Source organism: Sphingomonas immobilis, from assembly GCF_030580995.1.
In the GTDB taxonomy this organism is placed as follows: Bacteria; Pseudomonadota; Alphaproteobacteria; order Sphingomonadales; family Sphingomonadaceae; genus Sphingomonas; species Sphingomonas immobilis.
In genome coordinates, this window is sequence record NZ_JAUQSZ010000016.1 from 57367 (window position 1) to 73801 (window position 16435).

Consider the following 16435-nt stretch of genomic DNA (forward strand, 5'->3'; position numbering starts at 1 on the left):
CAAAACGACATTGTTAACCGTTCCGCGGTAGCAACGTTTCGTCATGGAGAGCCCATTCCCCCTAGAGCTGGCAGCGACGCACCGTGCGCTCGGGGCAGGCGGGGTCGATACGGGAATCTTCGAATCGGACTGGCGCGGAGCGGATGTCGCGCCCGAAGCCCCGGCGCCCGCGCCTGAAAAGCGCGAGCGGACAATCCGCCTCTACAAGACCGCCAAGAAGGGCACCCCCGCCGAGGAACGCCGCCGCGCGGCGGAAATCGTTGCCGCCGCCCGCACCAAGGTGATCGGCGCGTTCGAAGATCTGCGCGAGGGCAAGACCCTCAAGATGGACGGCCTCACCCCGCTGGTCGAGGCGATCGCCGCCTCGGTGATCCGCGACCCTTCCGCCATTCCCGCCGTCACCCGGCTGAAGGCGCGCCACGAATATACCTATCTCCATTCGATCGCGGTGTGCGGCCTGATGGTCTGCCTCGCGCACGAACTCGATCTCGACGAGGCCTTGATCCACGAGATTGGCGTCGCCGGCCTGCTGCACGATATCGGCAAGGCGCGCGTCCCCAACCTGCTGCTCGACAAGCCCGGCCCGCTGACGCCCGAGGAATTCGCGGTGGTGCGCACGCACACCGTGCGCGGGCACGAACTGCTCCGTCATGCGGGCATCAAGTCTGAAATCATTCTCGACGTCTGCCGCCATCATCACGAGCGGATCGACGGGCGCGGATACCCCTATGCCATCTCCGGCGACGCGCTCAGCCTGTATGCGCGGATGGGTGCGGTGTGCGACGTGTTCGACGCCGTCACCTCGGCACGCTCGTACAAGAAGAGCTGGACGCAGGGCGAGGCGATCGCGTGGATGCGCGATACGGAGGGGCAGTTCGATCGCCGCGTGCTCGCCGCCTTCACCCGCATGATCGGGCCCTTGTCGGAAGGCACGCTGGTGCGCCTCGCCAGCGAACGCCTCGGCCTGATCGTCGCGCTCGATCCCGCCGATCCGGTCGACCGCGCCGCCGTTCCGCGACTCGGCGTCGTCGTGTTCCACTGCGCAGCATCGAACCGCCCGCTGCCGCTCAGCATCTCCGACGGCGTGACCGATGCGATCGTCAGCGCCGAGTTGCCGAGCTTCTGGCGATTCGAAAACTGGGGTGCCACCAAGGCAAGCATCTTCGCTTTTCTGGAAGAGCGCCGGGCCGCCGCTGCCTAGGCTGTACTTGGACAGCCATAATATTTTACATGACATTTACACTGCAGGTGTGGATAGGGCCGGTTGACGACGTCTCTGCAACGTGACGTATCAGAATGATTCCGGGGGGAATTACAGAATGCCCGTTCCCTTGGCCGCCGTGACGGCCGTGTATTCGCGTATCTTGAGACTGTTGGCCGTATGAGCACGACGACCTTTGCCCTGACGCTCGCGCTCAGCGGAGTGCCGGCGAATCACGACCGCAACGTGCCGGTGATGGAAGGCCTCGCCCCCGCCGTCAGCGCACCCGATGCTGCGGGCGCGTCGCTTGCAGCACCCGCAGCGCTGGTCGCCGCCGCCCCGCCGCAGGAAAGCCCGCAGGACAGCGCGCCGCCCGATTCCGACGCGCCCGACATCGTCGTGCGCGGGCATCAGGGCGATCCGCTCGCGGCGTTCAACACCAAGATGTTCGAATTCACGATGAAGGTGGATGCCATCGCGCTGCGGCCGGTGGCGATGGCCTATTCGCGCATCGTGCCGCAACCGATCTCGAACGGCATCCGCAACGGGCTCAACAACCTGCAGAGCCCGACGATCTTCGTGAACTTCATGCTGCAGCACCGGATCGGCAAGGCGGCGCACACGCTCGCGCGATTCGTCATCAACTCGACGATCGGCATCGGCGGCCTGTTCGACATAGCCAGCAAGAAGCCGTTCCGCCTGCGCCGCTACCAGAACGGGTTCGCCGACACGTTCGGCTATTACGGCGTGAAGCCCGGCGTGTACCTATTCCTGCCGGTGGTCGGCCCGACGACGCTGCGCGATCTCGTCGGCACCACGCTCGATCGTTTCGCGCTGCCGCTCGCGATCGGCAAGCCGTTCAACAAGCCTTATTATGTCCTGCCGGTCGGCGTGTTCCGCACGCTCGACAACCGCGCGCAGTTCGACGAGCGGCTGCAGGCGCTCTACCAGGGCTCCGATCCGTATGCGAAGCGCCGCGAGGATTATTTCCGGGACCGCGAGGCGCAGATCAACAGCCTGCACAGCCGCGCCTGGCAGATCCGCCACGGCCTGACGCCGAGCCAGCCCTATGCGGCGACGCCGCTGTCGCCGCAGGCTCCGGGCCCGCAGGGAACGCCACCGCCGCAGGCCAAGCCGATCTCCTCGATCACGCAGCCCGCGCCGCGCGTGATGATGGTCGCCAATGTCCCCGCGCCGCCCGCATGGCGGCCGCTGAAACTGTCCGCCGCCCGCTAAGGCGCGAGGAGGGGTTAACCCTCAATTCGCCTTCACAAGCGGCCGCCACCCGCGCATTCGCCTCCTGCTTACAGGAGCTTGCCCGATATGCGCCGTCTGCTTTCCATCGCCTTGCTCGCTCTTGCCGCGCCCGTCGCGGCGCAATCGGGGGGCGGGCCCTTCACCGTGCAGGAAACCGGCCAGAGCTTCGGCACACTGCAGGATGCGCTGATGTCGATCCGCGGGCAGGACGCGACGATCCTGATCGCGCCCGGCACCTACCGCCAATGCGCCATCCAGCAGGCCGGACATATCGTCTTCAAGCCGTCGGGCGCGCCGGGCAGCGTGATCTTCGAAGGCACGGCGTGCGAGGACAAGGCGGTGCTCGTGCTGCGCGGCAAGGCATCGACCGTCGACGGCCTCATCTTCCGCGGCATCCGCGTCGGCGACGGCAATGGTGCCGGCGTGCGCATCGAGACCGGCGACCTGACGGTCAGGAACTCGATGTTCCTCGACAGCCAGGAAGGCATCCTCGGCGGCGCGGGGGAGGCGATGCGGATCGCCATCGATCACACCACCTTCTCCGGCCTCGGCCAGTGCGACGAGAGCCCGAGCTGCGCGCATTCGATCTACCTCGAGAGCAAGGGGCCCGTCACCGTCACCAACTCGCGCTTCGAACGCGGACGCGGCGGCCATTACATCAAGGTGCGCGGGCCTCGCGTCAGCATCGTCAGCAACAGCTTCGACGATACGGCGGGCACCAAGACCAACTACATGATCGACCTGCCCAACGGCGCGACCGGCACGATCCAGGGCAACACCTTCGTGCAGGGCCGCAACAAGGAGAACTGGACCGGCTTCGTCGTCGTCGCCGCGGAAGTGCGCGAGAACAGCGCGGCGGGCCTGCGCGTCGAGGGCAACACCGCCAGCCTCGCCCCTGGCGAGACGCGGAGCCCCGCCTTCGTCGCCGATTACAGCCACGAACGCCTCGCGATCGGCGCGAACAGCCTCGGCAAGGGCATCCGGCCTTTCGAAACGCGCTGATTTTCGCCGGAACCGGTTGCGCCACCGCTGGTTAGCGTCCAGCGTTGCGGCTGCGCAATCATAGGAGGCTCCATGCGGATCGCGATCATCGGGACGGCGCTCGCCGCCACTCTGGCTCTGGGCGCGTGCAAGGAGGACGGCATGCAGACCGGCGCGCCGCTGGCAGAGGGCGCGCGCGCGACCGCAATGCTGCGCACCGCCGACGGTGCCGACGTCGGCCGCGCGACCGCGACCGAGGTGGCGGGCGGCCTGCGCTTCACCATCGACGCGATGGGCATCGCCCCCGGCACCCACGGCGCACACGTCCATACCACCGGCAAATGCGACGGCCCCGATTTCGCCAGCGCCGGTGGCCACTGGAACCCGACGGGCATGATGCACGGATCGATGAACCCCAAGGGCCCGCACGAGGGCGACATGCCCAACCTCGTCATCGGCGCGGACGGCAAGGGCACGATCGGCGTGACCATCCCCGGCGCGACGATGGCCGGTCTGCTCGACGCCGACGGCTCCGCCCTCGTCATTCACGCCAAGCCCGACGATCTGATGACCGACCCGAGCGGCAACAGCGGCGGCCGCGTGGCGTGTGGAATCTTCGCGGCAAGCTAGCGATCATTTACCCTCTCCCGCCTTCGCGGGAGAGGCTGCGTAGACTTGGGTCGCGTTCTTCACGCGGCCCTAGTCGGAGCCGGTGAGGGTCTTCTTTCGTCTCCGCATCGAAAAGAATACCCTCCCCTGCCCCTCCCGCGAAAGCGGGAGAGGAAATGGCCGTATCATCCCCTCTCCTTGCGCCGCCCCACACCGCCAAGTAAGGCCGCGCCAGCATGAGCGATCCGATCATCATCGCCGTCCCCAAGGGGCGCATCCTCTCCGAAGCGGTGCCGCTGCTGAAGCGCGCCGGCATCGTGCCCGAGGCCGCGTTCAGCGACGAGGACAGCCGGGCGCTGCGCTTCGCGACCGAGACGCCGGGCATCGACCTGATCCGCGTGCGCGCTTTCGACGTTGCGACCTTCGTGGCGCACGGCGCGGCGCAGCTCGGCATCGTGGGTTCGGACGTGCTCTCCGAATTCGACTATTCGGAGCTGTACGCGCCGGTCGATCTCGGCATCGGCCATTGCCGCCTCTCGGTCGCCGAGCCCGCGGCGCTCGCCGAGCGCGACGATCCGCGCGGCTGGAGCCATGTCCGCATCGCCACCAAATATCCGCACGTGACGGCGGCGCATTTCGAGGCGCGCGGCGTGCAGGCCGAATGCGTGAAGCTCAACGGCGCGATGGAACTGGCGCCGCTGCTCGGCCTCGCCCCGCGCATCGTCGATCTGGTCTCCTCCGGCCGCACGCTGAAGGAGAACGGGCTGGTCGAGGTCGAGGTGATCGCGCAGGTCTCCTCCCGCCTCGTCGTCAACCGCGCCGCGTTCAAGACGCGGCCGGAGATCGTGCCGCTGGTCGAACGCTTCCGGCAGGCGGTGGCACAAGAGGTGGCGGCGTGAACGCCGTGGAAAAAGCCCCTCCCCTTCAGGGGAGGGGTTGGGGTGGGGCGTCTCAGTCTCGCCGAGATCAGCTTTTGCGGCACTGCCCCACCCCCAACCCCTCCCCTGAAGGGGAGGGGCGCAAGTCGTGATCCGCCTCTCCACCTCCGATCCCGCCTTCGACCGAGACTTCACCGCGCTCGTCAACGCGCGGCGCGAGGTCGATGCCGACGTCGCGCGCGACGTGCGCACGATCGTCGCATCCGTGCGTGACGAGGGCGACGCCGCGCTCGCCGCCTTCACCAAGAAGTTCGACAAGCACGATCTGAACGAAACCGGCTGGCGCATCGAAAAGTCCGAATGGCGCGCCGCCTATGAGGCGCTCGACCCCGCCCTGCGCGAGGCGCTCGATCTCGCCGCCGCGCGCATCGCCGCCTATCACGAGAAGCAACGCCCCGCCGACAGCGACACGACCGACGCCGCCGGCGTCCGCCTCGGCGCGCGTTGGAATGCGATCGCGGCGGCGGGCATCTACATCCCCGGCGGCCGCGCGGCCTATCCGTCGTCGGTGCTGATGAACGCCATCCCCGCGCGCGTTGCGGGCGTCGAGCGGCTGGCCATGGTCACGCCGACCCCTAATGGCGAGGTCAACCCGCTTGTCCTCGCCGCCGCTTATGTCGCGAAGGTCGACGAGGTGTGGCGCGTCGGCGGCGCGCAGGCGATCGCCGCGCTCGCCTACGGCACGGGCCGAATCGCGGCAGTCGACGTCATCACCGGCCCCGGCAACGCCTGGGTCGCGGAGGCCAAGCGCCAGCTCTACGGCCTCGTCGGCATCGACATGGTGGCGGGCCCCAGCGAGATCGTCGTCGTCGCGGACGGCAGGAACCGCCCCGACTGGATCGCCGCCGACCTGCTAAGCCAGGCCGAGCACGACCCGACCAGTCAGTCGATCCTCTTCACCGACGATGCCGACTTCGCACGCGCCGTCGCCGCTGCCGTGGACGAACAGATCGGCGAACTTTCCACCGCCAAGGTCGCGCGCGCGAGCTGGGACGCGAACGGCGCGATCATCGTGACGGCGTCGCTCGAAGAGGCGATCCCGCTCGTCGACCGGCTCGCGCCCGAACATCTCGAACTCGCCTGCGACGATCCGCAGGCGCTGTTCGACCGCGTGCGCCACGCCGGCTCGGTGTTCCTCGGCCGCCATACGCCCGAGGCGATCGGCGATTACGTCGCGGGGCCCAACCACGTCCTGCCGACGGGGCGGCGCGCGCGCTTCTCCAGCGGCCTGTCGGTGCTCGATTTCATGAAGCGCACCAGCTTCCTGCAACTCGACCCCGCCAGCCTCGCGGCGATCGGGCCGGCAGCGGTGGCGCTGGCGGAGACCGAGGGTTTGCCCGCGCACGCGAAATCGGTGGCGCTGCGGCTCGATTGACATCGTCACCCCGGCCTTGAGCCGGGGCCCATCCCTCAGCGAACGCGCCGGCAAGAGGCTCGGACGGTGCGCGTGCGGCACGATAGGCCCCGGCTCAAGGCCGGGGTGACGAAAGTTTGAACCTCCGCTAAAGGCCCCCGAATGTCCCAACGTACCGCCGCCCGATCCAAGGCCCGCGCCGCCGCGCGCCTCGCCGCCACGCAAGCACTCTACCAGCACGAGATGGAGGGCACCCCCGTCCCGCGCCTGCTGCACGAATTCCACAATCACCGCCTCGGCGCGACGATCGAGGATGTCGAATATGCCGAGGCCGACATCGCCTTCTTCGACGATGTCGTGACCGGCGCGACCGCGCGCGCGGGCGAGATCGACGCCGCGATCAAGGCGAAGCTCTCGACCGGCTGGACGCTGGAGCGGCTCGACAAATCGATGCGCGCGATCCTGCGCGCCGGCACCTACGAACTGCTCGCGCGGGTCGACGTGCCGGTCGGCACCGTCATCAGCGAATATGTCGATGTCGCCCACGCCTTCTTCGACAAGCGCGAGGCGGGGTTCGTCAACGGCCTGCTCGACGGCATCGCCAAGTCGGTGCGCTCGGCTTGAGCGAGGTGATCAACCTCAGCCGCGTGCGCAAAGCGAAGCGCCGCGCCGAGGCCACGCTCCAGGCCGACGCCAACCGCATCGCCTTCGGCCGCACCAAGGCGGAGAAGGCGGCCACGGCGGCGGAACAGGTGAAGTCCGAGCGCGCTCTCGACGGCGCAAAACGCGAGCCCTGAGCTCCATCGTCACCCCGGACCTGTTCCGGGGTCCAAGGTGCCGCGCACGCACCGAAAGAGGCTCAACCGCAGCGTTCGCCGCCCGTTGGACCCCGGAACAAGTCCGGGGTGACGGGGTGTTTGCGGAAGCCTCAAGCCGCTGACCGCACCGCTGCCCTCGGCCCGTCCACCACCGGCATCGGGTTAGCGCCCGGACGCCCCATCAGGTATCCCTGCCCCATCGCGCACCCTTCGGCACGCAGGATCCTGTACTGCGCTTCCGTCTCGATCCCCTGCGCCAGCACCGGGATGCGGAAGGTCCGCCCGAGCCCCAGCACCGCCCGCACGATGCCCAGCACCTGATCGTTGCCCTCGATCTTCGCGACGAAGCTGCGGTCGAGCTTGATCTTGTCGAACGGGAACGAGCCCAGCACCTCCAGCGAGGAATAGCCGGTCCCGAAATCGTCGAGCGCCACCGCGACGCCCAGCGCCTTGAACTGGCGGAGCGCATGCAGCGCCTGCGCGCGGTTCGCGGCGATCACCGATTCGGTCACTTCGATCTCCAGTCGCCGCGGCGGCAGGCCCGAGAACATCAGCGCCTCGTGGATGCGCGCCGGCAAATCGGCCTCGCCAAGCTGCTGCGGCGACACGTTGATCGCGACCTTGCACGGGAAATTCCACCGCGCGGCCTCCGAACAGGCCCGTCCCAGCACCCAGTCGCCGAGCTCGCCGATCAGACCGTGACGTTCGGCGATCGGGATGAAGTCGGCAGGCGGGATCGCGCCGCGCAGCGGATGCGGCCAGCGCGCCAGTGCCTCGTACCCGATGATCGTTCCGTCGCTCATGTCGACCTGCGGCTGATACAGCACGTCGATGCCGCCGCGCGCGATCGCCGCCTTCAGGTCGGCGGCGAGCGCGCGCTGCTCGCGCATCTGCGCGTCGAGCGGCGCATCGTAGAAGCAGACCGGCGCGTCCGCCGTGGCGCGGTGGCGCGCGAGCACGGCATGGTCGAGCAACGTCGTCGCCGCACGCGAATCCTGCGGGAAGATCGCGACGCCGATCATGGCATGCACATCGACGCTCACGCCCTCGATCTCGACCGGCGCGGTGCAGGCGAGTTCGATCCGGCGCAGCATGTCGAGCATGGAAGTACGGTCGGCGAAGCGCGTCAGTGCCGCGTATTCGGCAGCGCCGAACTGCGCGAACGTCTCGTCCGTCAACGGGGCTCCCGCCAGCCGCGCGACGATCGCGCCGAGCACCAGATCGCCGAAACGCTGGCCGTAGGATGCGACGATCCCCTCGAAGCGATCCACCGTGACGGCGGCAATGGCGACCTGTGTGCCCGCCGCATCCGCCTCTGCAATCGCGCGGGCAAGATCCTGCTCGAAGGCGGCCCGGTCGAGCATGTCCGCCATGCGAGCCAGCGCGACCGGCGCCTCGCCCTTGTGATCGACCAGCCAGGCGAAGCCGCCGCCCGCGATCACCAGCATGCCGGCTGCCGCGACGATCAGCGCCGTCACCGGATCGACCGTCACGGCGCCGAACGCAGCCGCAAAAGCATAGCCCGCGCAGCCGAGCGCCGCCCCCGCCGTCGCCACCGCGAGCGCCAGCCACCCCGCGCCACCGCGCCGCACGAGATGCAGCGCCGCGATCGTCCCGCCCGCGCACACGGCGGCGGCGAGCAGCAGCAAGGTCAGGATGGTGGTCATGGTGGCGCGACGTTCCCACTCGGAGATTTTCGCGTCTCTCGTACGCCTGCTCTGGTTAACGTCGGGTTCGGGCCGTTTCGCAATGAGAACGATAGTTGCCGTTTTGGCAAACCGCGTTTGCCCCTAAGACTGCTTTCGTGACCGAAGCCGAATTCCTCGAGCGCCTGCGCACGCTGCCGCTGCATTCCGGCGCGCTGGCCTTGCGCGACGATGCCGCGCGGCTCGGACCCTATGTCCTCACCACCGATACGCTGGTCGAGGGCGTGCATTACCTCGCGGATGATCCGCCCGGCGATGTCGCGTGGAAGTTGATCGCGACCAATCTCTCCGATCTCGCCGCCAAGGGCGCGCGGCCCGCGGGCGTGCTGCTCAACTATCCGCTGCGCGGCCCAAAACGCCCCTCCCCTTCAGGGGAGGGGTTGGGGGTGGGGGAAGTCTCACCGAGACCGTCGCTCACGGCCCGCCCCACCCCAACCCCTCTCCAAAAGGGGAGGGGCTTAGAAGAAAGCGGCTGGGACGACGCCTTCCTCGCCGGCTTCCACGAAGCGCTCGCGCATTTCGAAACTCCGCTGCTCGGCGGCGATACCGTGTCCCTCCCGCCCGCCGCCCCGCGCGTCCTTACGCTCACCGCGATCGGCGAGGACGCCGCCGCCCCGCCCCGCACCGGCGCGCAGGCGGGCGACGCGCTCTACGTCACCGGCAGCATCGGCGATGCGGGTGCGGGCCTCGCCGTCGCGCGCGGAGAGCCGGGCCCCGCCGCGCTGCTCGCCGCCTATCGCCGCCCGCAGCCGCGCCTTGCCGAGGGCCGCGCGCTCGCGCCGCTCGTCCATGCCATGATGGACGTGTCGGACGGTGTGGTGATCGACGCGCGCCGCATGGCCGAGGCAAGCGGCCTCGCCGTCGCAATCGATCTCGCCGCGATCCCGCTATCGCCCGGCTATCGCACTTTCCGGGGCGACGCGCTCGCCGCGCGCCTCGCCGCCGCGACGGCCGGCGACGATTACGAACTGCTGTTCGCCGCCGCTACCGATCTCGCGCTGCCCGTACCCGCCACCCGGATCGGCAGCTTCCGCGCAGGCTCCGGCATCGCGCTCACCCACGCCGGATCGCCCGTCCCGCTGCCGGATTCGCCCGGATTCCAGCACCGCGCCTAAGCGGGTTGCCACGCCCGATTCGCGCATATACGCTTGAGCGCAGATAGGGACGGGAGAGGCCACGCAGTCATCATCCGCCCTGCACTAGGGGAAGGATACGCATGACGATCGTCTATGCTGCCATAATCTGTGGCCTGATTGCCGTGATCTACGGCGTGCTTACCAGCCAGCAAGTCCTCCGCGCACCCGCGGGCAACGAGAAGATGCAGGACATCGCCGCCGCCATTCAGGAAGGCGCGAAGGCCTATCTCGGCCGCCAGTATCGCACCATCGCCATCGTCGGCGTCGTCGTGCTGGTGCTGGTGTGGTTCTTCCTCGACAATCACGGCACGCCGGTCTCCGCCGTCAGCTTCGCGCTCGGCGCGGTGCTGTCGGGCGTGGCGGGCTATGTCGGCATGAACATCTCGGTCCGCGCCAACGTCCGCACGGCGGAGGCCGCGCGCACCTCGCTGCAGGGCGGCCTGACGATGGCGTTCCGCTCGGGTGCCGTCACCGGCCTGCTGGTGGCGGGGCTCGGCCTGCTGTCGATCTCGGGCACCTTCCTCTATCTCGCCGGGCATGACGGCGCGAATGCGGGCGCGCCCGTCGTCGTCAAGGCGCTGACGGCGCTCGCCTTCGGCGCCTCGCTCATCTCGATCTTCGCGCGTCTCGGCGGCGGCATCTTCACCAAGGCGGCGGACGTCGGCGCCGATCTCGTCGGCAAGGTCGAGGCGGGCATCCCCGAGGACGATCCCCGCAACCCCGCCACCATCGCCGACAACGTCGGCGACAATGTCGGCGACTGCGCCGGCATGGCCGCCGATCTGTTCGAAACCTATGTCGTCACCATCGGCGTGACGATGATCTCGGTCGCGCTCGCGCTGCGCAACGCCGATCACCTGCTCGCCATCATGTCGCTGCCGCTGATCGTCGGCGGCGTGTGCATCCTCACCTCGATCCTCGGCACCTTCATGGTCCGCCTCGGCTCCAGCGGCTCGATCATGGGCGCGCTCTACAAGGGCTTCTGGACCAGCGTCGTGCTGTCGATCCCGGCAATCTATTTCGCCACGCAATATACCCTCGGCGACATGCACGCGGCGATCGGCGGCAACGCCTTCCTCGACGGCAGCGGCGCGAGTGCCGAGGCCGTGGCGGGCACGGCGGCGGGCGCCATCACCGGCATGAAATTGTTCTGGTGCATGATGATCGGCCTCGCCGTCACCGGGCTGCTGGTGTGGATCACCGAATATTACACCGGCACCAATTTCCGCCCGGTGCGCTCGATCGCCAAGGCATCGGAGACCGGCCACGGCACCAACGTCATCCAGGGCCTCGCGATCAGCCTCGAATCAACCGCGCTGCCGACGCTCGTCATCGTCGTCGCGGTGGTGGTCGCCTATCAGCTCGCGGGCGTGATCGGCATCGCCTTCGCGGCGACCGCGATGCTGGCGCAGGCCGGCATGGTCGTGGCGCTCGACGCCTATGGCCCGGTAACGGACAATGCGGGCGGCATCGCCGAGATGGCGGGGCTGCCGGATGACGTCCGCCACCGCACCGACGCGCTCGACGCAGTCGGCAACACCACCAAGGCGGTGACCAAGGGCTATGCGATCGGCTCGGCGGCGCTCGCGGCGCTGGTGCTGTTCAATGCCTATACGTCGGATCTCGGCCGCGACTTCCCGTCGCTGACGGTCGATTTCCAGCTCTCCAACCCCTATGTCATCGTCGGGCTGCTGCTCGGCGCGCTGCTGCCCTATCTCTTCGGTGCGATGGGCATGACAGCGGTGGGCCGCGCGGCGGGTGCCGTCGTCGAGGAGGTCCGTGCGCAGTTCCGCGACGATCCGGGCATCATGGCGGGCACCAGCCGGCCCAATTATGCCCGCACCGTCGATCTCGTCACCAAGGCGGCGATCAAGGAGATGATCGTGCCGTCGCTGCTGCCGGTGCTGTCGCCGATCCTCGTCTACTTCATCATCGCGGGCGTGGCGGGCCAGGCCGAGGGCTTCGCGGCGCTCGGCGCGATGCTGCTCGGCGTGATCGTCTCCGGCCTGTTCGTCGCCATCTCGATGACCTCGGGCGGCGGCGCGTGGGACAATGCCAAGAAATATATCGAGGACGGCAATCACGGCGGCAAGGGCTCGGAGGCGCACAAGGCGGCGGTGACCGGCGATACGGTCGGCGATCCCTACAAGGATACGGCCGGCCCGGCGGTGAACCCGATGATCAAGATCACGAATATCGTCGCGCTGCTGCTGCTGGCGGCCCTCGCGGCCGCCGGCGCAGGCTGAGCAAAGCTCAGCAAGCGCGACCGGACGGCGGACAGGAGCGCGTAAGTCGCGCCCGATCCGGCCGACGACGGCGTGGCTTTGCCACGCCGTTCTTGCGTAGAGCCTCCTGACGGCTTTCGACCCATAGCGGACATCGGCGCGGTGGATTACGATGGACTGATGGAGCAAGTTTACCTTCTGCATCATGTCCGCGAAGACGACGAGTTTGGAGACGATGCCAAACTTATCGGCGTCTATCGAAGCCGCTCCAGCGCGGAGCGGGCGATTGCGCGGCTTTCATTGCAACCGGGCTTTAGAGATTATCCTGCCGGATTCGAAATCGGGGAATACGAACTTGACCGCGATCATTGGGAAGAGGGGTTTGTCCGGCTGATCGGGATTTTAATCCCGGTAGAAAAAGACGGCGTTGAGAAATTGAGCGCCGTCCAATCAGAATTGCTTACCGATGGCACCTTCGAAGTTATCGGACCGATGCCAGAGGATGAAATCTGGCGGTATCCACCCGGAACAATCGTGCAATGCGACGTTCAGGAGGATGAAAACGGTGAAGCACTCGTTGCCGTGTCTCGCGCTTAAGGGCGTTTGCGCACCGCAGTCGAAAGTCCGCTCTCCACCCAAAGCGGACATTCCGCTGTCCTACACGCCGCCCGTCTGCGAAAGTCGCCGCCGCTCTTTCGCATCGTCGGCTCACCTCTCGCGAAAACGCTCCCGCATCTGCCGGGAGGGTCGGGTCAGTGTGACCTTAGTGTGACTTTCCACACCCGATCGGTGCAATTTCGGAAACGATCGACCCGGACATTTTCGATTCAGGTGTCAATCTGTCAAGCAACGTATCACTTTTGCGCGGGTGCCTCACCCCAACTTCGCCGCCACCAACGCCTTCATGTCCGCCTGCGAGCGCGCGCCGTAATGCGAGATGATCTCCGCCGCGCAGATCGCGCCCATGCGCAGCGAATCCTCGATCGAGCGCCCCTGCGCCTGCCCGGCGAGGAAACCCGCCGCGAACAGATCGCCTGCGCCGGTCGTGTCGACCACCTTCTCGATCGGCTCGGCCGGCACCGCCACCACCGCGCCGCCCGATGCCGCGATCGCGCCGCGCTCGCTGCGAGTCACCACCAGCATCGGCACCTGCGCCGCCGCCGCCTGCACCGCCGCGTCGAAATCCTCGGTCTCCATCAGCGCGAACAGCTCGGCCTCGTTGGCGAACATGATGTCGATCAGCCCGTCCGCCATCAGCTTGCGGAAATCGCCGCCGTGGCGCGAGATGCAGAACACGTCGGAAAGCGTGAAGGCGACCTTGCGGCCTGCCTTGCGCGACACTTCGATCGCGGCGCGCATCGCTGCGCGCGGCTCCTCGGGATCCCACAGATAACCTTCGAGATAGAGGATCGCGGCATCGGCGATCATGCCGAGGTCGAGCGCGCTTTCGGGCAGGAACTGCGACGCGCCGAGGAAGGTGTTCATCGTCCGCTGGCCGTCGGGCGTCACGAAGATCAGGCAGCGCGCCGTCGTCGGCTCGCCGTCGCGCGCCGGCGTGGTGAAGTCGATCCCCACCGACTTGATGTCGTGCGCGAAGATCGTGCCGAGCTCGTCCGACGCCACCTGGCCGATGAAGCCGCATTTGCCCCCCAGCGCCGCGACGCCCGCGACGGTGTTCGCCGCCGACCCGCCGCTCGCCTCCACGCCCGGACCCATCTTGGCATAGAGCGCGTCGGCCTCCTCGGGCGAGAACACCAGCGCCATCGATCCCTTGGTCATCCCCGCTTCGACGATGAAGGCGTCGTCCGACTGCGACAGCACGTCGACGATGGCGTTACCGATGGCGACGACGTCATATTTGGGATTGGGCAAGGGAGTGCTCCTGACACGAAAAATGCCGTTCGCCCTGAGCGAAGTCGAAGGGCGTGTTCCGAGCACGTGCTTCGACTTCGCTCAGCACGAACGGGCTGCTGGTGGCGTCCTAGGTTTCCGCCGCTCACGACGCAACCTTGCGTTGACCCGCCAGCCCGCACGCCGCACGATCCGCCCATGATCCGCGCCTTCCTGCTCTCGATCGGTCAGCTCGGCGACCCGGCCTTCCTGCGCGTGCTGGCGAAATCGCTGGCGCTGACCATCGTGCTGCTGGTCGCCCTCGGCGGCCTCACGTGGTTCGCCGCCGAGCGGATCGCAGTGGCGTGGGGCGCGAGCGCGGGGACCGGCCACCTCGCCGGGGCGCTCGCGGTGCTCGGCGCGGTGGCGGCAAGCTGGCTGCTGTTCCGCGCCGTCGCCATCGCCGTGATGAGCATCTTCGCGGAAGAGATCGTCGTCGCGGTCGAGGCGAAACATTACCCGCAAGCCCTCACCGCCGCGCGGCACGTCGGCTTCGGACGGTCGCTTGCGCTGGGCCTCGGCTCGGCGGCGCGCGCGATCCTCGTCAACCTCGTCATCCTGCCGCTCTACGTCGTGCTGCTGGTGACGGGCGTGGGCACCGCGCTGCTGTTCTTCGTCGTCAACGGCTGGCTGCTCGGCCGCGATCTCGGCGAGATGGTCGCGGTCCGCCACGTCGCGCCCGAGGCGATGCGGGGCTGGCGCAGGACGAGCGCCGGCAGCCGCTTCGTGCTGGGGCTTGCGGGCACCGGCCTGTTCATGGTTCCGGTCGTGAACCTGATCGCCCCCGTGCTCGGCGCGGCGATGGCGACGCATCTGTTCCACCGAAAGGCCGCCGCTTGAGATTTCCCTTCGCGATCCTCGGCCTCGCCGCCGCCCTCGCCGCCTGCACCGGCGACGGCACGCCGCCGCCCGCCGCCGTCTCGGCCGTGCCCGTCCAGCGGGGCGGCGCTCTGCTCGACCGCGTCATCGGCCAGACCGCGCCGGCGCTCACCAGCCTGTTCGGCGCACCCGTCGCCGACATCCGCGAGGGGCCCGCGCGGAAACTCCAGTACGGCAATGCCACCTGCGTGCTCGACGCCTATCTCTACCCCAAGGGCCGCGCCGAGCCGACCGTCAGCTATGTCGACGCGCGCCAGCCCGACGGTAGCCCGATCGACAGGGCCAGTTGCGTTGGGGCCTTGCAGGTCGGCCGCAAACATTAGCCCTCAAGCCGCGCCAGCGCCCACTCGGCAGCCTCCGCCACCACCGCATCGGAATCGCCGAGCAACCGCCGCACCGGCTCGACCAGCGCCACCGATCCGCTGTTCCCCGCCGCGATCAGCGCGTTGCGCACCATCCGGTTGCGCCCGATCCGCTTGATCGGCGATCCGGCGAACACCGCGCGAAATCCCGCATCGTCGAGCGCCAGCATCTCGGCCAGCGACGGCGCGGCCAGCTCCGCCCTCGGCAGGAACGCCCGATTGGCGGCGGCGCTTTCCGCGAACTTGTTCCACGGGCACACCGCCAGGCAATCGTCGCAACCATAGATGCGGTTGCCGATCCCCTCGCGAAACTCGACCGGGATCGGCCCGGCATGTTCGATCGTAAGATACGAGATGCAGCGCCGCGCATCGAGCCGGTACGGCGCGGGAAAGGCGTCGGTCGGGCACGCCTTCTGGCACGCATCGCACGATCCGCAGGCTCCCCCGCTCGCCGCATCGGGCGAAAGATCGAGCGTCGTGTAGATCGCGCCGAGGAACAGCCAGCTGCCATGCTCCCGGCTGACGAGGTTGGTGTGCTTGCCCTGCCAGCCGAGCCCGGCGGCCTCGGCCAGCGGCTTCTCCATCACCGGCGCGGTATCGACAAAGACCTTGAGGTCCACGCCCGCCGCCTCGGCCACCAGCCACCGCGCCAGCGCCTTCAGCGCGCGCTTCACGACGTCGTGATAATCCGCCCCCTGCGCATAGGTCGAAATCCGCCCGATCTCCCCTTCCCCCGCCAGCGCGAGCGGATCGGTGGCCGGCGCATAGCTCATGCCGAGCGACACGACGCTGCGCACCTCCGGCCACAGGCCACGCGGGCTCTCGCGGTGATGCGCGCGCTCCGCCATCCAGATCATGTCGCCGTGCATCCCCTGTGCCAGCCACGCGTGCAGCCGGTCGGCGCTTTGCGGCGCGGCATCGGCACGCGCGATCCCGCACGCGGCAAAGCCCAGCTCCGCCGCCTTCGCCTTCAATCGCGTTTCGAGGGAAATCGAGGCATTCACGCCTCACCATATCCCGTTCGGGCTGAGCTTGTCGAAGCCCTGCCCTTTCTTCTAAACGTCGACAAGAAGAACAGC

Annotated in this window: 16 protein-coding genes; 13 read left to right on the forward strand and 3 right to left on the reverse strand. The window is 68.3% G+C overall.

Going from position 1 to position 16435, the window contains the following annotated elements; translation table 11 throughout:
• Window positions 1–43: 43 nt before the first annotated feature.
• From Q5H94_RS19110 to Q5H94_RS19145, 8 genes are all read left to right on the forward strand, one after another.
• Window positions 44–1201, forward strand: coding sequence for an HD-GYP domain-containing protein (locus Q5H94_RS19110; protein ID WP_304562850.1), 1158 nt, complete (start codon window positions 44–46; stop codon window positions 1199–1201).
• A gap of 180 nt (window positions 1202–1381) precedes the next feature.
• Window positions 1382–2437, forward strand: coding sequence for an MlaA family lipoprotein (locus tag Q5H94_RS19115; RefSeq protein ID WP_304562851.1), 1056 nt, complete (start codon window positions 1382–1384; stop codon window positions 2435–2437).
• Between the two features lie 87 nt (window positions 2438–2524).
• Window positions 2525–3460: a right-handed parallel beta-helix repeat-containing protein gene (locus Q5H94_RS19120; RefSeq protein WP_304562852.1), complete on the forward strand. Its 936-nt coding sequence runs from the start codon at window positions 2525–2527 to the stop codon at window positions 3458–3460.
• A 72-nt stretch (window positions 3461–3532) separates the two neighbouring features.
• Window positions 3533–4069, forward strand: a complete 537-nt coding sequence (locus tag Q5H94_RS19125) for a superoxide dismutase family protein (RefSeq protein WP_304562853.1) — start codon at window positions 3533–3535, stop codon at window positions 4067–4069.
• 215 nt (window positions 4070–4284) lie between these two features.
• Complete coding sequence (hisG, locus tag Q5H94_RS19130; protein ID WP_304562854.1) at window positions 4285–4947, forward strand: ATP phosphoribosyltransferase; 663 nt, start codon at window positions 4285–4287, stop codon at window positions 4945–4947.
• 127 nt (window positions 4948–5074) lie between these two features.
• Window positions 5075–6361, forward strand: coding sequence for a histidinol dehydrogenase (gene hisD, locus Q5H94_RS19135; RefSeq protein ID WP_304562855.1), 1287 nt, complete (start codon window positions 5075–5077; stop codon window positions 6359–6361).
• A gap of 141 nt (window positions 6362–6502) precedes the next feature.
• Entirely contained in the window at window positions 6503–6964 is a 462-nt protein-coding gene (gene nusB, locus Q5H94_RS19140; protein ID WP_304562856.1) for a transcription antitermination factor NusB, read from the forward strand.
• Window positions 6965–6969: 5 nt separating this feature from the next.
• Window positions 6970–7137 carry a DUF4169 family protein gene (locus tag Q5H94_RS19145; RefSeq protein ID WP_431312198.1) on the forward strand — a complete coding sequence of 56 codons (168 nt, stop codon included), beginning with the start codon at window positions 6970–6972 and terminating at the stop codon, window positions 7135–7137.
• A gap of 131 nt (window positions 7138–7268) precedes the next feature.
• Here Q5H94_RS19145 and Q5H94_RS19150 read toward each other — a convergent pair whose 3' ends face one another.
• The gene (locus Q5H94_RS19150) at window positions 7269–8825 is read right to left on the reverse strand and encodes a putative bifunctional diguanylate cyclase/phosphodiesterase (protein ID WP_304562858.1); all 1557 of its coding nucleotides are present in this window, start codon (window positions 8823–8825) and stop codon (window positions 7269–7271) included.
• Window positions 8826–8962: 137 nt separating this feature from the next.
• Here Q5H94_RS19150 and Q5H94_RS19155 point away from each other — a divergent pair, with 137 nt between their 5' ends.
• The 3 genes from Q5H94_RS19155 (at window position 8963) to Q5H94_RS19165 (ending at window position 12822) form a co-directional block, all read left to right on the forward strand.
• Window positions 8963–9979 (forward strand): thiamine-phosphate kinase, encoded by a 1017-nt coding sequence (locus Q5H94_RS19155; protein ID WP_304562859.1) that lies wholly within the window; start codon window positions 8963–8965, stop codon window positions 9977–9979.
• Between the two features lie 101 nt (window positions 9980–10080).
• Entirely contained in the window at window positions 10081–12246 is a 2166-nt protein-coding gene (locus Q5H94_RS19160; protein WP_304562860.1) for a sodium-translocating pyrophosphatase, read from the forward strand.
• Between the two features lie 159 nt (window positions 12247–12405).
• Complete coding sequence (locus tag Q5H94_RS19165; protein ID WP_304562861.1) at window positions 12406–12822, forward strand: DUF7336 domain-containing protein; 417 nt, start codon at window positions 12406–12408, stop codon at window positions 12820–12822.
• Between the two features lie 276 nt (window positions 12823–13098).
• On the opposite strand, the gene Q5H94_RS19170 is transcribed toward Q5H94_RS19165, so the two are convergent.
• Window positions 13099–14097: an adenosine kinase gene (locus tag Q5H94_RS19170; RefSeq protein ID WP_304562862.1), complete on the reverse strand. Its 999-nt coding sequence runs from the start codon at window positions 14095–14097 to the stop codon at window positions 13099–13101.
• Between the two features lie 177 nt (window positions 14098–14274).
• On the opposite strand from Q5H94_RS19170, the gene Q5H94_RS19175 reads away from it, so the two are divergent.
• Complete coding sequence (locus Q5H94_RS19175; protein WP_304562863.1) at window positions 14275–14955, forward strand: EI24 domain-containing protein; 681 nt, start codon at window positions 14275–14277, stop codon at window positions 14953–14955.
• On the forward strand, window positions 14952–15317 hold the full coding sequence (locus Q5H94_RS19180; protein ID WP_304562864.1) for a hypothetical protein: 366 nt from the start codon (window positions 14952–14954) through the stop codon (window positions 15315–15317). The genes Q5H94_RS19175 and Q5H94_RS19180 overlap by 4 nt, the downstream gene beginning before the upstream one ends.
• Here Q5H94_RS19180 and queG read toward each other — a convergent pair.
• The gene (gene queG / locus Q5H94_RS19185; RefSeq protein WP_304562865.1) at window positions 15314–16360 is read right to left on the reverse strand and encodes a tRNA epoxyqueuosine(34) reductase QueG; all 1047 of its coding nucleotides are present in this window, start codon (window positions 16358–16360) and stop codon (window positions 15314–15316) included. The two genes, Q5H94_RS19180 and queG, sit on opposite strands and share 4 nt — an antisense overlap.
• Window positions 16361–16435: the final 75 nt, after the last annotated feature.